General features: G+C 48.5%; 25 protein-coding genes. 2 read left to right on the forward strand and 23 right to left on the reverse strand.

Features of this window, described 5'->3' with window-relative positions; translation table 11 throughout:
* Positions 1-478 (forward strand): IS256 family transposase (locus TCARDRAFT_RS13580; RefSeq protein ID WP_007290548.1); only part of this gene is annotated, 478 nt, incomplete at its 5' end.
* A 76-nt stretch (positions 479-554) separates the two neighbouring features.
* Here TCARDRAFT_RS13580 and TCARDRAFT_RS13585 read toward each other — a convergent pair.
* The 21 genes from TCARDRAFT_RS13585 to lgt form a co-directional block, all read right to left on the reverse strand.
* Positions 555-884 carry a small basic family protein gene (locus tag TCARDRAFT_RS13585; protein ID WP_007290549.1) on the reverse strand — a complete coding sequence of 110 codons (330 nt, stop codon included), beginning with the start codon at positions 882-884 and terminating at the stop codon, positions 555-557.
* Positions 885-1,577 (reverse strand): DUF881 domain-containing protein, encoded by a 693-nt coding sequence (locus tag TCARDRAFT_RS13590; RefSeq protein ID WP_007290550.1) that lies wholly within the window; start codon positions 1,575-1,577, stop codon positions 885-887.
* Between the two features lie 18 nt (positions 1,578-1,595).
* Positions 1,596-2,369: a cell division protein FtsQ/DivIB gene (locus TCARDRAFT_RS13595; protein WP_040683472.1), complete on the reverse strand. Its 774-nt coding sequence runs from the start codon at positions 2,367-2,369 to the stop codon at positions 1,596-1,598.
* 74 nt (positions 2,370-2,443) lie between these two features.
* On the reverse strand, positions 2,444-3,394 hold the full coding sequence (locus TCARDRAFT_RS13600) for a D-alanine--D-alanine ligase (RefSeq protein ID WP_007290552.1): 951 nt from the start codon (positions 3,392-3,394) through the stop codon (positions 2,444-2,446).
* 12 nt (positions 3,395-3,406) lie between these two features.
* A complete protein-coding gene (murA, locus tag TCARDRAFT_RS13605; protein ID WP_007290553.1) occupies positions 3,407-4,660 on the reverse strand; it encodes a UDP-N-acetylglucosamine 1-carboxyvinyltransferase in 1,254 nt (417 codons plus the stop codon).
* A 58-nt stretch (positions 4,661-4,718) separates the two neighbouring features.
* On the reverse strand, positions 4,719-6,101 hold the full coding sequence (murC, locus tag TCARDRAFT_RS13610) for a UDP-N-acetylmuramate--L-alanine ligase (protein WP_007290554.1): 1,383 nt from the start codon (positions 6,099-6,101) through the stop codon (positions 4,719-4,721).
* A 78-nt stretch (positions 6,102-6,179) separates the two neighbouring features.
* On the reverse strand, positions 6,180-7,292 hold the full coding sequence (gene murG, locus TCARDRAFT_RS13615) for an undecaprenyldiphospho-muramoylpentapeptide beta-N-acetylglucosaminyltransferase (protein WP_007290555.1): 1,113 nt from the start codon (positions 7,290-7,292) through the stop codon (positions 6,180-6,182).
* Positions 7,293-7,304: 12 nt separating this feature from the next.
* Positions 7,305-8,405: a stage V sporulation protein E gene (spoVE, locus tag TCARDRAFT_RS13620; RefSeq protein WP_007290556.1), complete on the reverse strand. Its 1,101-nt coding sequence runs from the start codon at positions 8,403-8,405 to the stop codon at positions 7,305-7,307.
* Between the two features lie 14 nt (positions 8,406-8,419).
* Positions 8,420-9,769: a UDP-N-acetylmuramoyl-L-alanine--D-glutamate ligase gene (gene murD, locus TCARDRAFT_RS13625; protein WP_007290557.1), complete on the reverse strand. Its 1,350-nt coding sequence runs from the start codon at positions 9,767-9,769 to the stop codon at positions 8,420-8,422.
* Positions 9,766-10,746 (reverse strand): phospho-N-acetylmuramoyl-pentapeptide-transferase, encoded by a 981-nt coding sequence (gene mraY, locus TCARDRAFT_RS13630; RefSeq protein ID WP_007290558.1) that lies wholly within the window; start codon positions 10,744-10,746, stop codon positions 9,766-9,768. Before mraY ends, murD begins: the two co-directional genes overlap by 4 nt.
* Positions 10,747-10,763: 17 nt before the next feature.
* The gene (locus TCARDRAFT_RS16105; RefSeq protein WP_007290559.1) at positions 10,764-11,315 is read right to left on the reverse strand and encodes a glutamate ligase domain-containing protein; all 552 of its coding nucleotides are present in this window, start codon (positions 11,313-11,315) and stop codon (positions 10,764-10,766) included.
* 34 nt (positions 11,316-11,349) lie between these two features.
* On the reverse strand, positions 11,350-12,129 hold the full coding sequence (locus TCARDRAFT_RS16110) for a UDP-N-acetylmuramoyl-tripeptide--D-alanyl-D-alanine ligase (RefSeq protein WP_007290560.1): 780 nt from the start codon (positions 12,127-12,129) through the stop codon (positions 11,350-11,352).
* Positions 12,130-13,620: a UDP-N-acetylmuramoyl-L-alanyl-D-glutamate--2,6-diaminopimelate ligase gene (locus tag TCARDRAFT_RS13640; RefSeq protein ID WP_007290561.1), complete on the reverse strand. Its 1,491-nt coding sequence runs from the start codon at positions 13,618-13,620 to the stop codon at positions 12,130-12,132.
* Between the two features lie 65 nt (positions 13,621-13,685).
* Positions 13,686-15,776 (reverse strand): stage V sporulation protein D, encoded by a 2,091-nt coding sequence (locus tag TCARDRAFT_RS13645; protein WP_007290562.1) that lies wholly within the window; start codon positions 15,774-15,776, stop codon positions 13,686-13,688.
* A gap of 23 nt (positions 15,777-15,799) precedes the next feature.
* Positions 15,800-16,249, reverse strand: a complete 450-nt coding sequence (gene ftsL, locus TCARDRAFT_RS13650) for a cell division protein FtsL (protein ID WP_007290563.1) — start codon at positions 16,247-16,249, stop codon at positions 15,800-15,802.
* A 44-nt stretch (positions 16,250-16,293) separates the two neighbouring features.
* Positions 16,294-17,226, reverse strand: a complete 933-nt coding sequence (gene rsmH, locus TCARDRAFT_RS13655) for a 16S rRNA (cytosine(1402)-N(4))-methyltransferase RsmH (protein ID WP_040683475.1) — start codon at positions 17,224-17,226, stop codon at positions 16,294-16,296.
* Between the two features lie 13 nt (positions 17,227-17,239).
* The gene (gene mraZ / locus TCARDRAFT_RS13660; RefSeq protein WP_007290565.1) at positions 17,240-17,671 is read right to left on the reverse strand and encodes a division/cell wall cluster transcriptional repressor MraZ; all 432 of its coding nucleotides are present in this window, start codon (positions 17,669-17,671) and stop codon (positions 17,240-17,242) included.
* Between the two features lie 141 nt (positions 17,672-17,812).
* The gene (locus TCARDRAFT_RS13665) at positions 17,813-18,568 is read right to left on the reverse strand and encodes a polysaccharide deacetylase family protein (protein ID WP_232199144.1); all 756 of its coding nucleotides are present in this window, start codon (positions 18,566-18,568) and stop codon (positions 17,813-17,815) included.
* A gap of 165 nt (positions 18,569-18,733) precedes the next feature.
* Positions 18,734-19,465, reverse strand: coding sequence for an SIR2 family NAD-dependent protein deacylase (locus tag TCARDRAFT_RS13670; protein WP_007290567.1), 732 nt, complete (start codon positions 19,463-19,465; stop codon positions 18,734-18,736).
* A complete protein-coding gene (locus TCARDRAFT_RS13675) occupies positions 19,456-19,914 on the reverse strand; it encodes a YbaK/EbsC family protein (protein ID WP_007290568.1) in 459 nt (152 codons plus the stop codon). Before TCARDRAFT_RS13675 ends, TCARDRAFT_RS13670 begins: the two co-directional genes overlap by 10 nt.
* Positions 19,915-19,953: 39 nt before the next feature.
* Complete coding sequence (lgt, locus tag TCARDRAFT_RS13680; RefSeq protein ID WP_007290569.1) at positions 19,954-20,718, reverse strand: prolipoprotein diacylglyceryl transferase; 765 nt, start codon at positions 20,716-20,718, stop codon at positions 19,954-19,956.
* A 314-nt stretch (positions 20,719-21,032) separates the two neighbouring features.
* Here lgt and TCARDRAFT_RS15630 point away from each other — a divergent pair, with 314 nt between their 5' ends.
* Positions 21,033-21,239: a DUF1858 domain-containing protein gene (locus TCARDRAFT_RS15630; protein WP_156784727.1), complete on the forward strand. Its 207-nt coding sequence runs from the start codon at positions 21,033-21,035 to the stop codon at positions 21,237-21,239.
* Between the two features lie 51 nt (positions 21,240-21,290).
* Here the strand turns inward: TCARDRAFT_RS15630 and TCARDRAFT_RS13685 are convergent, their stop codons facing one another.
* Together TCARDRAFT_RS13685 and TCARDRAFT_RS13690 are read right to left on the reverse strand one after the other, a co-directional pair.
* Positions 21,291-21,527 (reverse strand): FeoA family protein, encoded by a 237-nt coding sequence (locus TCARDRAFT_RS13685; RefSeq protein ID WP_040683477.1) that lies wholly within the window; start codon positions 21,525-21,527, stop codon positions 21,291-21,293.
* Positions 21,528-21,541: 14 nt separating this feature from the next.
* Positions 21,542-22,330 (reverse strand): nucleoside recognition domain-containing protein (locus TCARDRAFT_RS13690; RefSeq protein WP_156784728.1); only part of this gene is annotated, 789 nt, incomplete at its 5' end.

The following is a 22,330-nucleotide window of genomic DNA, read 5'->3' on the forward strand; positions in this document are numbered from 1 at the left end:
CTGGCAGCGTTGCCAAACGCATTTTATACGCAACATCTTGGATGCGACGCCGAAGTCCTTGCAGCCGGAAATTCTTGCTCGGGTAAGAGCCATTTTGGCTGCGCCGGATAGAGAAACTGCAGTAATGCTTCTTAACGAAACGCTTGCCGCTTATGAAACAAAAGCGCCAAAGGCAATGGCTATACTAGAAGCCGGCTTTGACGATGCCATAGCCGTTTTAGCCTTGCCGGAAAAGTATCGTAAACGCTTGCGTACGACTAATGGGGTTGAACGTCTCAATGAAGAAGTTCGACGTCGCGAAAGGGTCATTCGGATTTTCCCGAACCGGGCTTCTGCTTTACGTTTGATTGGCGCTTTACTCATGGAAATCGATGACAAATGGGCAAGCGGCAAAAAGTACTTGGATATGACCGATTATTGGGATTGGCGTGAACGACAAACTCATATCACGGACAGCAAAATTGTTAAAATATGTTAATTGCTTCAATTTTAACTGGGGATGATTTTACACATAAATTAGGACTTGATCCACTGGGACGGAAGTCCTAAAAAGTTCATTTTTTTAAGATATAACGCCTGATAATAGCTAAATTCTGAAACACCCGTAACCCAAAAGCCAATAACGCTACATAATACAAATCAATGCCTAATCGATCGCCAATATAAACTAGACCAGCAGCCAGGAGAGCATTAGTAAAGAAACCAGTAATAAATACCGTATTATCAAATTTCTCCTCGATACCGGCCCGGAGTCCGCCAAAAACCGAGTCAAGCGAAGCCAGCAGGGCTACCGACATAAATTTTGCATACTCAACAGGCACGCTAATCGGAAACATTATTCCAATAATAAGGCCGATGACTAAACCGGCTACTGGCAGAATCATTTATTTTTCACCGTCCTTTACAGGTTTCGCGTATTCAAAGCGAAAAGTACCTTTATAAGCGGGAATAGTAATGTCATCCTGCCGTTTAATCGAAACCTGTATCCCCCAAAATTGCAGTGTTTCTACAACTCCTCCCCGCATTCTAAGGGCATTCTCCAGTGTTTTGGGATCACCAATAGCGCGAATTTCATAAGGGGGTGAGTAGCGGGTATTGTTCACCGATAAGGTTGGCCCGGCGCAACGAATTTCCGAAGTGGCAATCAGCCGTTGTTCATTAATCGATATGGCCTCGGCCCCTGCTGCCCATAATTCATTGATCACTTTCAAAATATCGTCATCATGAATTAAGTAAAGATTGGGGTTTTCATTAGGTTTACTCGGACGCTTGCTATCGTCAATAGTTACGATGATGCCAGGACCGTGCAGAGCGACTACCCCTGCGCCCATCTTAATAAGTTCTGTTTCGCGGGAAGCGGCCTCCACCCCGGTAGCCTGCCGGAGCTGATGAACTTCCTTTAGTAAAGCGTCTCGCTCTTTTTCCGTCTGACTCAGACGTTGCGACAGGTCCTCAAGCCGTTGAAACGGAATGGTTGACCGAATGTCCTGGGTTGTACGAAACTGTACCGCAAGCATAATGCCAAGGACTACGCAGACAAGGGCAATAGCGACCTGGCCTTGCTTAATTTGAAGCAAAACAACCACCTCTTGTTTTTACTGTTTAAATTTGATGAAAGGAGACGCAAAATTAAGATCCACATAGTCTACCGGCATGTTCCGCTGCTGAATTTCTGCCAGAATGTCGCGCGTCAGTTTGGCTTTTTCTTCTAAACGCTCACCTTTGCCCACCCGGATACGTACAGAATTCACCGTATAAGCTATCATTTGGTCAGGCGACTGAATATTGAGCTCGGAAAGTTGGTTCAAGACCGGTTCGTCAAGGGCTGCCAGATAGGCGAGAGCGTTTTGCAGCGGTAGCGCATCCACCCGATCGCCAACATAAACATTGCCCAGCCGTATGCCAGTAATAATAGGCACATTCACCTGGCGAAGATTTTTAAACGCAGCCAACACTACGCCCTGCTTGTCTATCTGAACAAAACCATAGCTACTGGCCACATAAGCCAACGGCATCCGTTCCTTAACGTTAATAATAATTGTCGTAGGAAACTGGCGCGTAACTTCGACCTCGGCAATCCTGAGGTCGTTTTTTAACCGTTCTTGAATGTCACCAGTATGGAGCCGAAAAATATTAATACGTTCAGGAATACCGGCAATACGGTAAATATCGTCTACCGCAACATATTTATTGCCCTGTATAATTACAGAACCCACGGTAAAGTAGGTGGAGTTTACGAAAAGAAAAGCCGTTAGTAGCACTAATAGCGCCAGCAGCAAAACAATAAAACCCTGCGCAGTCTTAGACTTAGCGTCGCGGGCCGCTTTAACCCTTTCCGTTGTGCGCAATTCGCCACACCTCTTGTTCATGGGGCTTTAACGTCTCCGAAGTAATTATACACCATGTTATTTCATAAGATAAACTAAAAAAATAAGGGCAGCGCTTACGGCTGCCTGGAAGTCTTTTCTTCTTTGGCTATTAAAAGTATCCGTTCGCATAAATCAGCAAAAGATATTCCGGCAGCGGCTGCCGCCTTCGGCACAAGACTGGTCGCCGTCATTCCCGGAATTGTATTGACCTCCAGTACATAAGGATTATTGTCATCGTCCAGCATAATATCTACGCGAGCCACACCGCGGCAACCGAGGAGGTTAAAAGCGGCAACAGCCACCTGTCGCACCCGTTCAGCCGCATTATCATCAATTCTCGCGGGGATTATGTAATCGGTCGTTCCTTTAGTATATTTTGAATGATAGTCGTAGCGGCCGGAGTGAGGCACAATCTCGATGATCGGCAAGACTTCAAGCGGTTCTCCGCCCAGTATGGCAACAGTCAATTCCTTGCCCTTTATAAAATTTTCCACTACGATACAGTCACTGTAGCGGAAGGCCTCAACAACAGCGGCTTGAACCTGACTTTCTTCCTCGACAATTACCACACCAATGCTCGACCCCTGGGCAGCAGCTTTTACTACCAAGGGAATTGGGAACTTTTGCATAATTTCGGCAACCAAGTTCCGTTTAGCATCAGCCTTGGTATAAATTTCTGCTCGTGGTGTGGGTATACCGGCAGCCTGAAATAACCGTTTTGAAATGCTTTTATCCATAGCCAGAGCACTGGCCAGCACGCCCGAGCCTGTATAAGGTATGCCTAAAAGATCCAAAGCTCCCTGCAGCGCCCCGTCTTCGCCAAATTTACCATGAATGGCGTTAAAAACAAATGTGACACCATTTTCCCGCAGTTGCTCCAAAAACCGCGGAGGATCCAGGTCAATGCCCACTGCATCGTAACCTTTCTCCCGTAAAGCGCCCAGTATCGCCTTTCCCGTATTTAGAGATACTTCCCGTTCGGTTGAAGGTCCCCCCATCAACACGCCGATTTTTTCCCTTTCCAAAACCCAAGCCTCCTAATCGCAATTTTGTCGAACAATCCGTGCGCCTAAAGCCTGGAGCTTTCGCTCCAATCCATCGTAACCTCGATCGATATGGTATATATGCTCGATTTCCGATATTCCTTCCGCCGCCAGTGCAGCGATAACCAGCGCCGCGCCGGCACGCAGGTCGGGAGCAGCGACGATAGCCCCGGTTAGTTTGGGCACACCTCTTATAATGGCCGTCCGTCCTTCTACCTTTATTTTAGCACCCATGCGTGTCAATTCATCTACATGCTTGAACCGGTTTTCAAAAATTGTCTCAGTAATAATACTCGTTCCTTTGGCAACAGTCAGTAGTGATAAGATAGGCGCCTGCAAGTCAGTAGGAAAACCGGGGTGCGGCAGCGTCTTAATATCGACGCCGCGTAAATCCCCTGGCTTAACGCGAATATAACGACTGCCTATTTCTATTTGGACGCCAATTTCCTGCAGTTTATCGGTAACGGAAAACAAAAACTCAGGAATGATGTTATCAACAACTACATCACCACGAGTCATCGCGCCCGCTACCAAATAAGTACCGGCCTCAATCCGGTCCGGAATTACCGTGTGCTCGGTAGCAGTAAGTTTTGGTACACCATCAATCCTGATTGTATCCGTTCCTGCCCCGCTGATTTTAGCACCCATTCTATTTAGGAAATTCTGTAGATCAACAATTTCTGGTTCACGGGCCGCATTGCGAATAATTGTCGTTCCTTTCGCTAAAGCTGCAGCCATCATGGCATTTTCAGTAGCACCCACGCTGGGAAAATCAAAGTGAATTTCACCGCCAGCCAGCTCCGCGGCTTCAGCGATAATAAAGCCGAAACTCTCTTTAATTGTTGTTCCAATTTTCTCCAAGGCCTTAATATGCAAATTAATAGGCCGCGGCCCAATGGTACAACCTCCAGGATAGGATAGACGCACCTTGCGAAACCGTCCGAGCAGCGGCCCCATAAGAAACACGGAAGCTCGCATTTCCCGCATTAGGTGTTCAGGAACTTCCATGTGATTGACAGATGTTGTGTCAATTATAAGTGTATTTCCTTCCCTGACAATTTTTGCTCCCAATAAAGTCAGGATATCTTGCATTACCTTAATATCACGCAGTTTAGGCACGTCATGGATCACGCTGACGCCGGAGCAGAGAAGCGTCGCTGCCATAATCGGCAAGGATGCGTTTTTAGCACCGCTAATTGTAACCTGTCCGCATAGTTGTACTTCTCCTTCGACGACAAACTTTTCCACTGTCATCCCTCCCAGAAAAGTACAATCACCCGTCACAGCATTGCAGACAGTATTAAGGTTATATATTTACTGCATTTAATTTTTCTACCAGTTCTTCTCCTGCCTGGTATATATTTCCTGCACCCATCGTAATAATTAAATCACCTGGCTCAGCAATTTCTGCAAGATAACGTGCAATATTATTGCGGTCGGGAATATACGTCACTAGTCGGTTTGTCTGACGCTCAACCTCCTCCTTGATGACTTCTCCCGTAATTCCGGGTATGGGCTTTTCCCCTGCGGGATAAATATCCGTAAGAACTAAAATATCGGCCGGCTCAAAGGCGCGCCCAAACTCACTGCGCAAGAATTTAGTGCGTGAATAGCGGTGCGGCTGAAACACGCATATCAGACGTTTCGGGCGCATCTCACGGGCGGCCAAAAGAGTAGTGGTAATTTCCGTTGGATGGTGAGCATAATCATCGACTACCCAAATGCCATTAACACGCCCCTTAGTCTGAAACCGGCGCTTCGCCCCCAAAAATGAGGCAAGCCCGTCAGCAACCTGTGAAAAAGTAAGCCCTACATGCAGGCCAACGGCAAGGGCCGCTAGCGAATTGGCCACATTGTGCCTACCCGGTACATTTAACCGAATGGTACCGAGAAGTTCATTATGACGATAAGCGTCATAAATTATGGCAGGGCCGTGCACCCTTATGTTACGCGCCGTAAACTCGGCATCATGATTAATAGCGTAGGATATGTAGGGTCGATCCAGGGAAGCAGCAATATTCCGTATATAGGAATTGTCAAAGCAAAGTACCGCTAGACCGTCCTTAGGATGGATCTTATAGAGAAATTCCTTAAACGTAAAGAGAATGTTTTCCATGGTCTCATAAAAATCCATATGGTCGTTTTCAATATTCGTCACCACCGCTAGTCGCGGTGTTAACTTTAAAAACGAACCATCACTTTCATCCGCTTCGGCCACAAGGTATCTGCCTTTACCGTACTTGGCATTCCCGCCGATATACTCGAGTTCACCCCCGATTAACACCGTAGGGTCTAGGCCTGCCTTTTCCAACACAAGGGCGATCATCGATGTAGTAGTTGTTTTCCCATGGGCGCCGGCTATGGCAATACCTTCACGCTCGGCCATCAATGCTGCTACAATATCAGCCCGATGAAAAATTTTAAGCCCCTGTTCACGGGCAGCGCGGATTTCCGGGTTGCTCTCTGGAATAGCGCTGGAAACCACGATGGCCTCAACATCCCTAATGTTTTCGCTACGATGACCAATAAAGACTTTGGCCCCCATTTGCTCAAGTTTGCGCGTAGTTTCTGATTGGTTGATATCCGAGCCTGATATTTGATAATTCATGGCAAGCAGCACGGTGGCAATGGCGCTCATGCCTGCGCCACCAATACCAACAAAGTGAATTTTTTTTAGACCCTCGAGCAAATATGTTCTCCCCTTTCTCGCTCACCCTTCAGCGTATCTCATTGTATGCGCCTCCCGGTTAGGGTGTGACTATTCCGGTTATGAGCGAACCAATGCCAAAGCCAGTTTAGCAATATCATCCGCTGCCTGAGGACGGCCTAACTTTCCACTGGCCTGTCCCATAGCACGGAGTTTTTCTGGACAAGCAACTAAATCGGCAATGGTATTGACTAACTTTTCCCCCGTCAGTTCACTGTCACGAATAACAATTGCTGCCCCATTTTTTTCCAGAACACGGGCATTATATTCCTGATGGTTTTCAGCCGCATAGGGATAAGGGATAAGGATGGCGGGAACCCCACGAGCCGTGACTTCCGCCAGACCAATCGCCCCTGCCCTGAATACGACAAGGTCGGCGGCTGCCAAAGCAAGTGGCATGTTATAAAGATACGGTTTAATGGTAATATTTCCAGATTTGGAAATTTCTATACCAGCCTGTTTAATCTTGCCAACTATGCTATTATAATCGCTTTGTCCTGTGACATGCAAGATTTGAATTTTTTTGTCGCCACTAAAGCGGCGGTAAACGTCCAACATGGCTGTGTTTATACTGCGTGCTCCCCGACTTCCTCCGGCGACCAGCACGGTAATTTTATTATCGTCAAGCCCGAGGGCAACCAGACCTTCGCTGCGTGTAGCCGACATCACTTCCGGTCTGATCGGGTTGCCGGTAAAAACAGTTTTGTCTGGTCGGGAAAAATGCTTGGCCGCTTCCGCATAACCAATAGCAATTTTGTTTACAAAACGGGCTAGAATTCGATTCGTGATACCCGGTATGACATTTTGCTCCTGAATTATAGTAGGAATGCGCATCAAGCTTGCCGCCAACAGTACAGGACCACACACATATCCGCCAGTTCCAATTACAATATCAGGACGAAAACTCTTCACAATTTGCCGCGCCTGCCAAAGACTGCCAACCGTCTGAAAAATTGTCCTGACATTATTCCAGGACAGACGCCGCTCTAATCCTCTCACTTCGATAGTGGTTAAACGAAAGCCTTCCTTGGGAATAATATCGGCTTCCAATCCCTGCTTAGTACCGACAAAAAGAAATTCGCTCCCCGGTGCGAGCTTGGCAATTGCCCTTGCTATAGTAATGGCGGGGTAGATGTGACCACCTGTGCCCCCGCCCGATAAAATGATGCGCATATGAAAAACACCTCATTTCAAATTGACATGCCGTGAAATATTCAATAACACGCCTATACCGGCCAAAGTAAAAATTAAGGCCGATCCACCAAAACTGATGAACGGTAGCGGAATGCCTGTCACCGGCATGGACGCCGTAACAACGGCGATGTTCATTAGCGCTTGCAGTACTATCATGGTTGTAATCCCGGCCGCAAGCATGCTGCCATAGATGTCAGGCGCCAAAATCGCAACGCGAAAGCCCCGCCAGGCAAATAAAAAGAACAGAATTATAACCGTGACAGTACCGATGAACCCAAGTTCTTCGCCCAAAATGGCAAAAATGAAATCAGTATGCGGTTCCGGTAAATACAAAAACTTTTCCCGGCTGCGACCGAGACCTACCCCAAACAGTCCTCCTGAACCCAAAGCATAAAGAGACTGGATAATATGGTACCCGGAATTCAGGGGATCGGCCCAAGGGTCGCTGAATGCCAGCAGCCGCCGGAGCCGATAGGGCTCGACAATGATTGCAATCACAACGCCTACGACGCCGGTTATTCCGAGGGATGCCAGATGCGAAATTTTGGCTCCCGCCGTAAAAAGCAAGATAAATACCGTTCCACCAATTACCAAGGCTGTTCCCAAGTCAGGCTCTTTCAAAATTAAGCCAAATACAAGCAGTAGTAGGAGGAGGTGCGGACCAATCCCGCGGATGAAGCTGGTAATTTTATCTTGGTACTTAGACAAGCTGTGGGCGCAAAACATAACCATACTGAGTTTGGCAATTTCCGAAGGCTGCAGATAAAAAGAGCCGAAACCAAGCCACCGGCGAGCGCCGTTAACAACCTTGCCTAAGCCGGGAAGCAAAACCAATACAAGCAGGATAAGCGTCAAAATAAGAATGTGTTTTGACAATTTTCGCCAAACATGATAATCCACGTTCATAGCCGCGAACATGAAGATAAGGCCCATTGACGCCCATAACAACTGCCGCTTGAGAAAATAGTAGCTGTCGCTGAAATTGACATAGGCGGATATGGCACTAGAGCTGTAGACCATGACAATACCCAGACTTAATAAACCGATAACGGCAAAAAAAAGAACAAAGTCCGGCGATTTCGGTCTGACCACCAAATCAATCCCCCCTATTTCAACTGGCGAACCAACTCTTTAAAGACTCTCCCCCGCTCCTCATAGTTATTAAACATATCATAACTGGCACAGGCCGGCGACAAGAGCACCACTTGCGGCGGCCGGGCCAGCCGGTAGGCCAGTGTAACCGCATCCTCGAATTTATCAACTAAATGAATATTTGTAACGCCGTGGGCCGCTGCCGCCTGATAAAAGCGTTCTTTGGCCTCACCGAGCAAAATTAAATGGTCGACCTTTTGCTTTGCTAGCTCCATAAACTCCGTGAGATCAGTTTTTTTGTCCCGACCACCGGCGATGAGAATAATATGGCCGTCAAACGCCTCGAGCGCTTTAATCGCAGACTCCGGATTAGTGGCTTTTGAGTCGTTGTAATAACGAACGCCTCTTATCTCAGCCACAGGTTCAATGCGGTGCTCGACTCCCATGAACGTCCGGAGAACGGCGCCGATCGCGCCGGCATCAGCGCCGGCTAAAAAGGCGACACAGCTTGCGGCCAATGCATTTTCTATATTATGAGCACCAAAGAGTTTCATTTCTTTTACCGGACAGATGGCTTCCGTCTTTCCTTCCCAACACATAACAATAGTCTCGTCTTCCAAGCGAGCGCCCGTGCTCAACCTGGCTTTGCGGCTGAAAAAAACCGCTTGGGAAGGCGCCCTTTCCGCCATATCCCGCACCAGCGGATCGTCGTAATTAAGGACTAGGTAGTCATCCGGCCTTTGATTACGAAAGATGCGCTCCTTCATCGCTTTGTAATTATCCAGAGAACGGTGCCGGTCAAGATGGTCGGGTGTAAGATTCAAAACGGCGGCAATGCGCGGTCGAAAATCAACAACGCCCTCCAGTTGAAAACTAGAGATTTCCGCAACCACAATGCCGTGCTCAGAAATTCCCGCGACCTCTTGCGATAAAGCCAGGCCGATGTTGCCGCCTACTACTACTTCCCGGCCGGCGGCTTTAAGCATCTCACCCACTAGCGTCGTGGTCGTAGTCTTACCATTCGTGCCGGTAATAGCTATTATGGGAGCCGGACAAAGACGATACGCAACCTCGATTTCGCTCATGACCGGTATGCCTTGAACTTGAGCGGCTTCAACCAAAGGATTATAAATAGATACACCGGGCGAGAGAACAAGCAAGTCGACTCCCGTTAACAAACTTTCATCCTGATATCCCAGCTCGAGACGAACGCCGGCAGCACGTAAGGCCGCAAACTCTGGTTTTTCAACCGCTTTAGCATCGCTTAAAATGACATGTGCCCCGAGCCGACGTAGTACCTGCGCTACCGATATGCCGCTTACGCCTGCGCCCAATACCGCAATGTTCATGCCAGCAAAAGTCATAACTTAATTCCTCCTGTGCGGCTTAATGCCAAAACTACCAATGCCAGAGCGGCAAACAGCGTTCCCGCCAACCAAAAAACAGTTACTACTTTCGTTTCCGACCAACCGGACAGTTCAAAATGATGGTGAATAGGACTCATTTTAAAAACACGCTTTCCCGTAGATTTAAACGAGATGACTTGAATAATTACCGATAGGGCTTCAATGACAAAAATTCCGCCTACGAGAACAAGCAACAGTTCCGTTTTCGTCAGTACGGCCACAGCCGCCAAGGCGCCGCCAAGAGCCAGCGACCCCGTATCACCCATAAATACTTTGGCGGGGTGAATATTATAACGTAGAAAACCCAGCGTGGCTCCAGCCAGGGCAACGCAGAAAATAGCCAGGTCGGACTTGCCAAAGGCCATCGCGATTACAGCATAAGCCATAGCTGCTACCGTTGTGGTACCAGCGGCCAGTCCGTCCAGTCCGTCCGTCAGATTAACGGCATTCGTCGTTCCTACCAGTACCAGAAAAATTAGTACATAATACAAAGGCCCAAAATCAATGTTAATACCTGCTACCGGCACCCATAAATCAGTTCCCCGCCCGAAATAAGCACTGTCAATATAGGCAAGGGCAATAGCCATAACGATTTGGCCAAACAGTTTTTGCCGGGCTTTAAGACCCAGTGACCGTTTGAAGACCACTTTGATAAAATCGTCAACAAAGCCAATCGCGCCATGCCCTACCGTAACAAATAGAGCTAACCACACTTCAGCGCTTTTTCCGGCAAAGACCAGGGTCGGCACAATCAGCGCCGCTAGGATAATCACGCCGCCCATTGTTGGCGTCCCGGCCTTGGCGTAATGACGCTGCGGCCCTTCTTCCCGAATGCTCTGTCCAAACTTAAGGCGTCGCAGTACGGGAATGACCAGCGGTCCGACTGCCAGCGCTATAACAAAAGCCATCCCTGCGGCGTACAACAATTCTTGCATGGTAATCCTCCCCGATATTACAAACCATCAAATACGTCCAATACTTTCTCCATTTTCATACCGCGTGAGCCTTTAACCAAAATAGTATCTCCCGCCTGCATTACCTGCCGAAGGACATCCTTTGCTTCCTCATGAGTATCGCAGGCTATCGCGCAAGCCACGCCGCAAGCCTTAGCCGTTACCGCAATATCCCGGGCTAACGTTCCTACGGTAATTACCGTGTCCACCCCAATTTCAGCAAGCTGTTTGCCTACTCGCCGGTGAGCCTCCTTTGCCACATGCCCGAGTTCCAGCATATCGCCAAGGACGGCAATCTTGCGCCCGCCAGCGATTTCGGCCAAGGTTTCGATCGCCGACTGCATAGAAAGCGGGCTGGCGTTATACGCGTCGTTGATAATGGTGTAGCCGGCCTTTTTTTCAATATGTTGACGCATGCCGCTCGGCGCAAATTTTTTCAGCCCGGCGGCAATCTCCTCGGGCGCCAAGCCTAACCCCAGTCCGACGGCAATCGCCGCCAAAGCATTATAAACATTGTGCCGTCCAATAGCCGGAAGTACGACCGCAAACACTTGGTCCCGATAATGACAGTCGAAAAACGTTTGCTTACCGTCTGACCGGGATGTTTTCGGCGCGCACGTCGGCCTGCGAATTCAGGCCGAAAAATATAACCGCCGCCTTAGTTTTCGACCGCATGGCATACACGTAAGGGTTATCAGCGTTTAATATAACCAAGCCTTCCTGGATATTCTCCACCAGTTCCGCTTTGGCGCTCGCGATGTTTTCCAGCGAACCAAGCAGCTCAATATGGGTCTCACCGACATTAGTCACCACGCCAACGGTAGGAAGGGCGACTTCTGCCAGTTCACGGATTTCGCCTTTGCTCCTCATCCCCATCTCCACTACCGCCACCTGATGGTCGGCCGTAAGGTTTAGCAGGGTGAGCGGCAGGCCGATTTCGTTATTATAATTGGCCTCAGTCTTCAATACTTTAAAACGACTTGCTAAAACGGCGGCCGTCATGTCCTTGGTCGTCGTTTTACCATTTGACCCGGTAACGGCAATGACGGGAATATCAAAGCGCAGCCGATGAAAACAGGCCAAATTCTGCAAAGCTTTCCGCGTATCATCGGTTAGGACGACGGCGATCCCCGACGGTATAACAATGTCGCGACGACTTATCAACACCCCAGCCGCCCCCTGGGCAACAGCCTGATGCAGGAACTCATGGCCGTCAAAACGCTCACCGCTGAGGGCAATGAACAAATCACCCGCCTTAAGAGTGCGCGTATCCGTGGAAATTCCAGTAAAAATAGCGCCGGCAGAACCGCCGATAAGGCTGCCCTTTACTGCCAAGCATACTTCGGACACTGTAAACTCCGCCATTTATCTCATCTCCCTGATAATTTCGCGGGCAACCTCCCGATCATCAAAAGGAATAGTCTTGTCTTTCAGAATTTGGTATGTTTCATGACCTTTGCCGGCAATGATAACAATGTCTTGCGGCTCAGCAAGACTAAGCGCGCGCTCAATGGCTTGGCGTCGGTCGACAATTACTTCATAACTCTTGCCTGGTTTAAGCCCTTCACGAATGCCGACTTCAATTTCCTTTAAAATAGAAACGGGATCTTCCGTGCGGGGATTATCAGAAGTAGCAACCACCACATCGGCATACTCGGCAGCCAGGCGCCCCATAATTGGCCGCTTGGTTCGGTCACGGTCACCGCCGCAGCCGAAAACGGCAATTATCCGTCGCTGGGCAAATTGCCGCGCTGTTTTTAAAATGTTTTCCAAACCATCGGGGGTATGGGCATAATCTACAATCACGGTAAAAGGCTGACCGGCGTCAACGATTTCAAACCGTCCGGGCACGCTGCGAAATGCCTCAAGGGCTGTTTTTACGACGTCGGGCTCGATGCCTTCCGCCAGAGCAACGCCAATGGCTGCCAGTACATTATAAACATTAAAAAGACCGGTTATTTGCAGAGCAAGCGGTATTATCCCTCTGGTCGTTACAGCTTCAAACTTTGCCCCGTCAGCCTGTATATTGATATTGCGCGCCGTAAGGTCGGCCCCATCCTGCACGCCGTAGGTAATGGCGCGGTAAGTCACTTCCCGCAACATATGGGCAGCCGCCGGATCGTCGGTATTGATGACCGCGCTTTTGCCTGTTTTAACATTATCGGGCCTGCCGACAAGACGGAACAGTTCAGCTTTAGCATCAATATAATTTTCAAAAGTGATATGAAAATCAAGGTGATCACGCGTGATATTGGTAAAAACGCCAATGTCAAATTCGCAGCCGGCTGTACGGTTCAGCGCCAAAGCATGGGAAGAAACCTCCATAACGGCATAGTCCATGCCGGCTGCGACCATTTCAGCCAGCAGGCCTTGCAGGTCAACTACATCAGGGGTGGTATTTTTCACCGGTAAAGTACGGTCGCCAATTAAAGTATGGATAGTGCCAATCAGCCCAACTTTATACCCGGCTTGCATAAGAATACTCCGGATTAAATGGGTGGTAGTCGTTTTTCCGTTCGTCCCCGTAACACCGATCACCCGCAGCTTTTGGCTGGGATAATCGAAAAAAAAGGGCGTAATGGCTTGCATTGCCGCCCGCGTATCCGAAACTTTTATCACCGTCATTCCTGGTTCAACACTTACCTCTTTTTCTACAAGGACAGCAACGGCGCCGCCCGCACGAGCCTGAGCAATGTAATCATGTCCGTCCACTTTTGAGCCCGTCAAGCAAATAAAGAGCGATCCTGGCTTTGCTTGGCGGGAATCGTATGTTACCGCCGTAATTGTCAGGTTGATATCGCCGCGCACTTCGCAGCCGGGCATTAAAGCCACTAATTCTTGTAAGTTCTTTGCCATGTCCTATCCTCCTGCCATATATCAATAGTATTTGCCAAAATTGCCAAAAATTAACCATCACAAAGCTATTCAAAGTAAATGGTCACTACCGATCCCACGACAGCCTTGCTGCCTGGTGCGGGATCTTGCCGAAGCGCCTTCGGTCCATATCCGTTTGGCTTTATGGAGAGCCCAAGCTCGGCCAGTAAATTAGTAGCTTCTATCAGGGACTTCCCGGTACAATCCGGAACAGTCACTTCACCTGCTAAATACCGGGGAGTTTGGGTATATAGCAAAATTGTTGAATTTTTTGGTACACGGCTGCCTGGTTTAGGAATTTGGTCGGCTATACGGTCGCCTGCTTCTTCGATACGGGAGGCAAGTCCGGCCTTCTGCAAAGACTGTATTGCATCTCTTACGGGCAGGTTAATCACGCTTGGTACGACAATATGCGCTTCTTTGCTTTCAGACCCGTCGCTGGCGGAGGCTTGCGGCGCAACTTTAAGATATGGCAATACATCTTTCATTACAGCCGCAAAAACCGGAGCGGCAATCTGCCCACCATAGTAAAGTCCCACCGGCTCGTCGATAATGACCAGCATTGCCACCTGCGGATGGTCAGCGGGAGCAAATCCGACAAAGGATGCTACATATTTATCCGGAAGATAGCCTCCTCCCCCTACTTTTTGCGCTGTTCCTGTCTTGCCGCCAATGCGAAATCCCTCAATATAAGCATTTCGGCCTGTTCCTTCTTCAACAACTTTTTCCAGAATTCCTTTTAATTCACGGGCAACAGACGCTTCCATCACCCGATTTATAACGTCAACCTGGAAACCTCGTATTATTTGGCCTGATTTATCACGCACTTCGCGAACAATTTGCGGCCGGTTAAGCTGACCGTCATTGGCAACGGCCGAAACTGCGGTCAGTAGTTGAATAGGCGTAACGGCAATACTCTGGCCAATGGCCATGGTAGCAATATTAATGGGCTTAACCTTCGTCTTGTCAATTAGAATACCTTTGGCTTCACCGGGAAGATCAATGCCAGTTAACCGTCCAAAGCCAAACTCCTCAATATAATCGTAAAAAGCTTCACTTCCCAAACGCAGACCTATGTTAACAAAGCCAACGTTACATGAGTTTTCCACTACCTGAGTGAAATTTTGACTGCCATGGCCGCCATGCTTCCAGCAGCGAATATGCCGTCCCTGCACTTCTACCGATCCCGGATCAAAAAACCGGTCTTCAAGTTTGACCACCTTCTCGCTCATGGCAGCCGCCGACGTAATAATTTTAAAGGTTGAACCGGGCTCATAGGCGTTTGAAACAGCCACGTTCCGCCACAGTTTCGGCGAGTATTCGGCAAACCTGTTCGGATTGTAATCCGGTCGGTTGGCCAAGGCCAATATTTCTCCCGTGTCGGGCTTCATGATAATAATTGTAGCCGCCTTGGCCTGGGTATCCTTCATGACCCGTTCCAGTTCCCGCTCGACAATTTGCTGAATCACAATGTCAATAGTTAAATAAATATTATAGCCGTCGGTAGGCGGAACAAAGCGGTGGGTCGCTTGGGGTATTTCCTGTCCGCGGGCATCATATTCTACGACAATGCTTCCTGGCCGACCCCGCAGGTAGTTGTCAAAAGTCAGCTCCACACCATCCAGGCCCTGGCTGTCAATACCGGTAAATCCTAGGATATGGGCGGCTACATTGTCTTGGGGATAATAACGCTGACTTTCCTGGGTTAGACCAATTCCCGGCAAATTAAGCATCTTTACGGCTTTAGCGGTATTAACATCAATCTTGCGTTTGACCCACATAAAAGCCTGCCGCTTTTTTAATTTTGCGGCCAAATTATTGGCATCCAACGCTAAAATAGCAGCCAGTTTGGCTGCTGTTTCTTCATGATTGCGTATTTCGGCGGGGATGGCATAGACGGACTCGGTACTAATACTTATTGCCAGTTCTCTGCCGTTCCGGTCAAAAATAATACCCCGCTTAGCCTCAACGGGAATATCTCTCACCCGCTGGTCTACGGCATTCTCGGCCAGCCAGGCGCTTTTATAAAATTGCAAATAGGCTAAGCGACAGACAAGCCCTGCCATGATGGCCGTGGCACAAAGAAACAGAATAGCCACTCTCTTCCGAATGGTAACATGGGACGAAGTAGGCGCCACACAATTCTCCCCCATTACTTAGATTAGCGCCCCTTACTCGCCTCCGCCCTGCCCACTGTAAAGAGATTCCGAATTTCACCGGCTACGGTACTTCCGGTCGTTCCCTGCGCTTTTTCCGGCGTATTTGTAGTGTTGGCCGAACAATAAACTTTCTCAGGCACGACCATGCCCAGTTGGCTTGTGGCAATCTGCTGAATACGTTGCGGCGACTTTAGCTTGGCGACATCTAAACGCAGGAGCTCGTTTTCTTTTTCCATTTTCGCCAGTTGGGCTTTCATTTGCACCAAATCGTAACCGGCCTGTACAATAGCCGCACTTTGTACTGTAACGAGAAGCGCCATTACCGCCGCAATTAATATTACTGTCAGGAATTTCGGCTTTCCCCGCCGCTTAAGCCGGGGTCTGGGCGTTTCAACGGGTGGGGCAACTTGCTCTTCATACACAAACCATTCTTGCCGTTTATTCACTAACATATGTATTGACCCTCCCATTAAATTAGAACAAAATACCGCCAAAATCAAACCTTTTCCGCCACGCGTAGTTTGGCGCTACGGGCCCGGTGGTTATCATCCAGTTCTTCGGCCGTAGGGGTAATTGGCTTGCCTAAGATCTTCAGTTTCGGTTTGTTATGACAAACGCAAATAGGCAATTGCGGGGGACACACGCACCCTTTGGCTAATGATTGCAGCGTATGTTTCGCAATGCGATCTTCCAGAGAGTGGAAGGTGATGATGCAAATACGACCGCCGCATTTTAAAAATTGTACCGCTGTTATAAACGCGTCTTGTAAAATACTAAGCTCATTATTTACCTCAATTCGGATAGCTTGAAAGGTCCGTTTTGCCGGGTGGGGCCCGTCACGCCGCGCGGCGGCAGGAATAGCCCGTTTAATAATATCTGTTAGTTGCCCCGTCGTACAAATAGGAGCAGTCATTCTAGCCTGAACAATAAATTGAGCAATGCGCCGCGCCCAGCGCTCTTCACCATAATCCCGGATAATCCTGGTTAAATCATCTTCAGAATATGTATTAACCACGTCATAAGCCGAAATGGGCGCCGACGGATCCATGCGCATGTCGAGCGGAGCATCCTGCATGTATGAAAACCCGCGCTGGGCCACATCAAGCTGATGAGAAGATACGCCTAAATCAAAAAGCACTCCATCCACAGACTCAATACCGAGCGTCGTCAGGATTCGGGACAAATTGCTGAAATTATCACGCACCAGATCGATCCGGCAGGATGCACCAGCAAGCCTCGCTTGTCCCGCCGCAATGGCCGCCGGATCCTGATCGATGCCAATTAACCATCCTTCCGGGCTGAGCCGGCTGGCAATAAGCGCCGAATGACCACCGCCGCCGAGCGTACAATCGACATAAATGCCGGCCGGATTGGTAACAAGCGCCGCCACACTCTCTTCTAAGAGTACTGTTTTGTGGTGAAACTCCACGACAATCACTCCGTCAGATACCCAAGTCAACCAATTCTTCTGCCATTTGTGCCACTGTCGGGCCAAGTTGGTCGTTATAATCATCCCAGATTTTCTTGCTCCAAATTTCCACCCGGTTGGATACGCCGATGACGACTACATCTTTATCCAATTGAGCATATTCACGCAGGTTATTAGGCAATAGTATCCGACCTTGCTTATCACATTCCAGTTCAGCCGCGCCGGCGAAGAAGAAACGGACAAAGGCCCTAGCTTCCGGCTTGGCCAACGGCAGTTGCTTAAGTTTGTTTTCTAGGATAGCCCACTCCTCAAGACCATATACAAACACACAGGTATCCAACCCCTTAGTGGCAATAAGCCTGTCTCCCAGCTCAGCCCGGAATTTAGCCGGTAAAATCAGCCGCCCTTTAGCATCAATTGTATGCAGATATTCCCCCATCAGCACGGCTGTTTCACCACCCCTAGCCAAGCTTCCACCACTTTACACCACTATCATCCACTTTCTGAATACTTTCGGGCTAAAAAAGAAAAATCCTCCATAATTAATGGAGGATTTTAAAGAAATTCTAAAATTAGGAAGAAAGACCTAGTTGCGAATAATCCCTAACCTCTCAAGTAATGGTGCGCCGTTAAGCCGAATTAAAAAGCTACGAAAGGTTTTAGCGCTTTTAAAAATAGGAATCCGCTCCAGCGCATAAGGATCACTGCTGACACCTGCCTGGCCATAACGAATGGTAAAAGCGGCTGTATAGCCGGCCGTGCGGACCAACTCTTCAACCGCTAGATTATAGGCGCCGGTAGGATAAGCGAAATAGCGAGGGGCACGGCCAAGCTCACTAGCAATTTTCTGGCGGGACGATACCAGTTCCTTTAAGGCCTCCTCAGTAGGAAGCTTGGTCAGCACCGCGTGGCTGGCCGTGTGCGAACCGAATATAAATCCATTTTTTTGCATTTCCCGCACCTGGTCCCAATTCATAAAGCGGGGATCGTTGCCAATTAAGTCTGTAACCAGAAAAATCGTAGCTGTAAAACCGTATTTTTTTAAAATAGGATAGGCATTGGTATAATTATCCAAATAGCCATCATCAAAAGTAATTAATACTGGCTTATCAGGAAGAGGTTTACCGCGGTTCAAATAGTTCATTAATTGGTCGGGGGTTATGGCATGATAACCATTTTCATGGAGGTAAGCCATTTGTTCTTCAAACTCTTCCGGTGATATCGATAAAGAATGGTATAGTGTATCAACTTTATGGTAGTTTAAAACGGGAATATCAGTATAATTTTGCGGGCGATGGCGAGTAGCAGTAACAGGCTTCGTACCGACGAATAACGATGCCACCAAGAACAACAATAGCGCTACGGTACTGAAAAGGTAAATTTTCCGGATCGTGCCCCTGACCACGTTTTTCCCTCTCCCCGAAGGTATTTTCTTGTTATAGTTATACTATTCGCCAAAAGCATGGCAAAATCCTATTTTTTTGTGTGACAATTGTAACCAGCCAAACTATGCCAGGTGCCGGAGCATATATTCACAGGCAGTGATAGCATCGCACTCAATTTTCAATGTTGCCTTGTGGTCCATCGCCGTGGGTCCCAGGTTAATGATAGCGATTTCCCTGCTCAGTTCCGGCAGATAGCAGGCAGGCGCGACCTCCAGTGTTGACCCGATGACTAGCATAAGGTCGCTGGCACTGGCCAGCCGCTCGGCGTGCCGCCACGTCTCGGCCGGCAGTTTATCACCGAAAAACACTACATCGGGCCGTAAGACGGCGCCACAACATGCAGAGGTAGGAATTTGTCCTCTTTGCAGGAAAGCGGCTAAAGGCCCGTTCATGTCATACTCTGTTCTACATTCCATACAATAGCCGCGATACAGATTGCCATGCAGCTCCCAAACCACTCCGGCCCCCGCCCGGCTGTGCAAGCCATCAATATTTTGCGTCATTAGGCCCCGCAACACCCCTTTGGCTAAAAGACGGGCCAACCCAATATGCGCGGCATTCGGACTAGCAGCTAAAATAGTTTGGATAAATGGGCGAAGCAATTCGTAAGCCTTAGCTGGCTGGCGGCGCATAAATGTTGAGGTAAGTTGAGACAAATCTGCATTAATCCGGTTAATGCCGCGAAAGTCGGGAATACCGCTTGCCGTTGAAATCCCGGCGCCGGTAAGAACAGTTGCATGGTTGGCCGCCCGCAGGCATTCTACAAGCTTAGCCAAGTCCCGTGCTATTTGCATACGTCAATCACGCAACCGTTGGTAATTTGCCGCAGCCTTTCCGGGGCAATGGGCAAGGCCGAGTTAGCGGTACCAGCAGCGGCATAGACAATATCATATTCATATAGACTTTGGTCCAGATAAACAGGTAGCACTTTAAGAAGGCCTACCGGCGACACCCCACCCGGAGGAAAACCAGTAAATTCCTCTACTATTGCGCTGTCGGCAAATTTGACCTTTTTAACTCCTATTGCTTTGGCCAATAGTTTTGTATTTACTTTTTTGTCGCCGCAGGTAACGACCAATAGCGGTTTTCCTTCGGCGATAAAGACAAGTGTCTTAGCAATTTGACCAACGGTAACCCCTAGGGTCTGAGCCGCCATTTCTGCTGTGTGCGTACTGCTGTCAAATAAGATTACCTCTAAATCCGGATACGGCTCCAAAAATTTTTTTACACGTTCAAGTGGCATAGAACCCCTCCTATTCATCTAATAGTTCTGCTGCAATTTTCATTGACAGTACCGGCGCACCAACAGCCAGAGGGAAAAAACGGCAGCAATAAAGCTGATTAATTGCCCTAACGACAAGCTCCCCACCATCTCATCATCAAGCCGCATCCCGCCAGTTACCGCTTTACCAAGCGAAAAAAGGAACAAAAAAAGCAAAAACCGACTGCCTGCCTTTACTTCTCTTTTTTTCTGCAGGTGGGACAATAGCAAAAGCAGGACAAAAACCACCAAGTTCCATAACGACTCATAAAGAAAAAGAGGGTGAAAAAAATCAAATTCTTCGTAGCCTGGCGGACGATAAGCAAAATCAATATAAATCCCCCAGGGCAAGTCGGTAGGATGACCAAACGCTTCCTGATTGATGAAATTTCCCCACTGGCCGATAGCTTGACCAATTGCCATTCCGGGAGCGATAATATCCAGCCATGGCCAAAAGCTAACCCTGAGACGGTAAGTATATAAATATACAGCAAACACAAAGCCCACTAGAGCGCCATAGCTGTCGAAACCGCCGTGCCATAAGAACAATGCTTCTCTCGGATCGACAAGATAATAACGATAGTTGAAAAGGACGTAAAAAATCCGGGCGGCCATAATGGCAATCGGTACGCCCAACAGCGCAAGGTCAATCACCATCTCCGCCGGCTCCCGCCGTAATTTTGCCTGCCATATGCTTATGCACAACCCTGCCAGTAGGGCGGCAGCTACAATTAGACCGTACCAATAAAAATCCAGCGGTCCCACAGAAAATGCAACCCTACTCATGTTGCCCCCTGTTTAACAAATGTCTATACTGTATTTTAACTGTTTGTGACAAAAAATACTAGCCGTTAGTTCGCATAGTCGACCTTTAAGCAGCCAAAATAATTAGTGAGTATTCATAAAGAGCCAGTAAAAATTTTTAAGGTCTTGCATAACCCTATACAGCTCGTCCTAAAGCAAGATGGTTCCTCATAAAAATTTTATAATCTTGGCACGATCTGAACGAATGATTTGCATGACAACTCCGTTCTGTTTGTGATATAATTCATGTGATTGTTATATTACCATAATGTTCCGCCGAAAGGGGGTTTGAACAGATGCCCGTAATTACAAAAGAGATGAGTATTATTGAAGTTGTCCAAAAATATCCCGAAACAGTAGAAGTATTCCGTAAGTACGGTATGGGTTGTTTCGGGTGAGCGGCGGCTCGTTTCGAGAATATAGAGCAGGGTGCTCTAGCTCACGGTATTGACGTTGACGCCTTAATGGCAGATTTAAACAAAGCCGTCCAAAAAAACGGGTAAGAGTATTCGGTAAAAACAAAAAAGACAGGGCATAACGCCTTGTCTTTTTTATTAGCCATCTATCGGATTTACCAGAATGATGCCGGCAATTTCCCGGTCGACAGCCAGTCTGCTGCGGTCAAGCCGCAAGACAAAAGCAGGATAAGTTTGCTCTAATTCCACCACCGCGCCGGGAAAAAGGCCAAAAGCAGTTAGTTTATGAATATGCTTTCCCTCCGCTGTCTGCAATCGAACCACTCTGCCGCGCTGCCCCGGCTTGAGGTGTGATACGGCTAAGTATTCGGCCATACTTTCCACCCCTTTCATAATCTAAGAGCCGGAAAGGAAACCAGCCAATTGGCTATCAATCCTGAAGTCAACGCCACCGCTGCAATCAGCATAACCATCAGCAACGACGCCATCACGCCCCGCTCCTTGATCATCACCGCAAACTGCGCCACACAAGGTACGAAAAGCGTTAAAGTAACGGCCGCCACAAAGAGTTGATTAGCGTCCAACAACCCAACCGCGGCCATGTCATAGAGCCCGGCGGCGCCATAGTCGCGCCGGAAGAAACCAAATAAAAACATCTGTGTCGTTTGTGGCGGCAGCCCCAACAATATCATCCAAGGCTTAGTGGCCCCGACAAGGCTCTGAAGAATACCTGTCCTGTCAGCAATCCACAACGCTAAACTGGTTGATAGAAAAACAGGCAATATTTCCACAAAATACCACGCCATACGGGTATAGGCCTTGGTCAATACGTTAGATAGTACCGGCAGCCTTAGTGGCGGCAGTTCCATATAAAAGGCGCTGCGCCTGCCTGGTACGAGATGCGCTGCCAACCATCCTGCCAAAACAAACACGACGGTGATATAAACCAGCCAGAGTATAACTGCTTTACCGTTATGTGACAGTAGAGCCAGCACAACGCCCAGTTGGGCAGAACAGGGTATCGTCAAGGCCAAGAGAAAGGTAGCCAATAGGCGCTCCCGCCCCGTTTCCAGCGTTCGGGTAACAATCACTGCCATGGTGCCGCACCCTAAACCCAGTGTCATAGGAATAACGGCCCGGCCGTTTAGGCCAAAACCGCGAAAGAATCCATCGACCAG

The sequence above is a fragment of the Thermosinus carboxydivorans Nor1 genome (genome assembly GCF_000169155.1).
Taxonomy (GTDB): domain Bacteria; phylum Bacillota; class Negativicutes; order Sporomusales; family Thermosinaceae; genus Thermosinus; species Thermosinus carboxydivorans.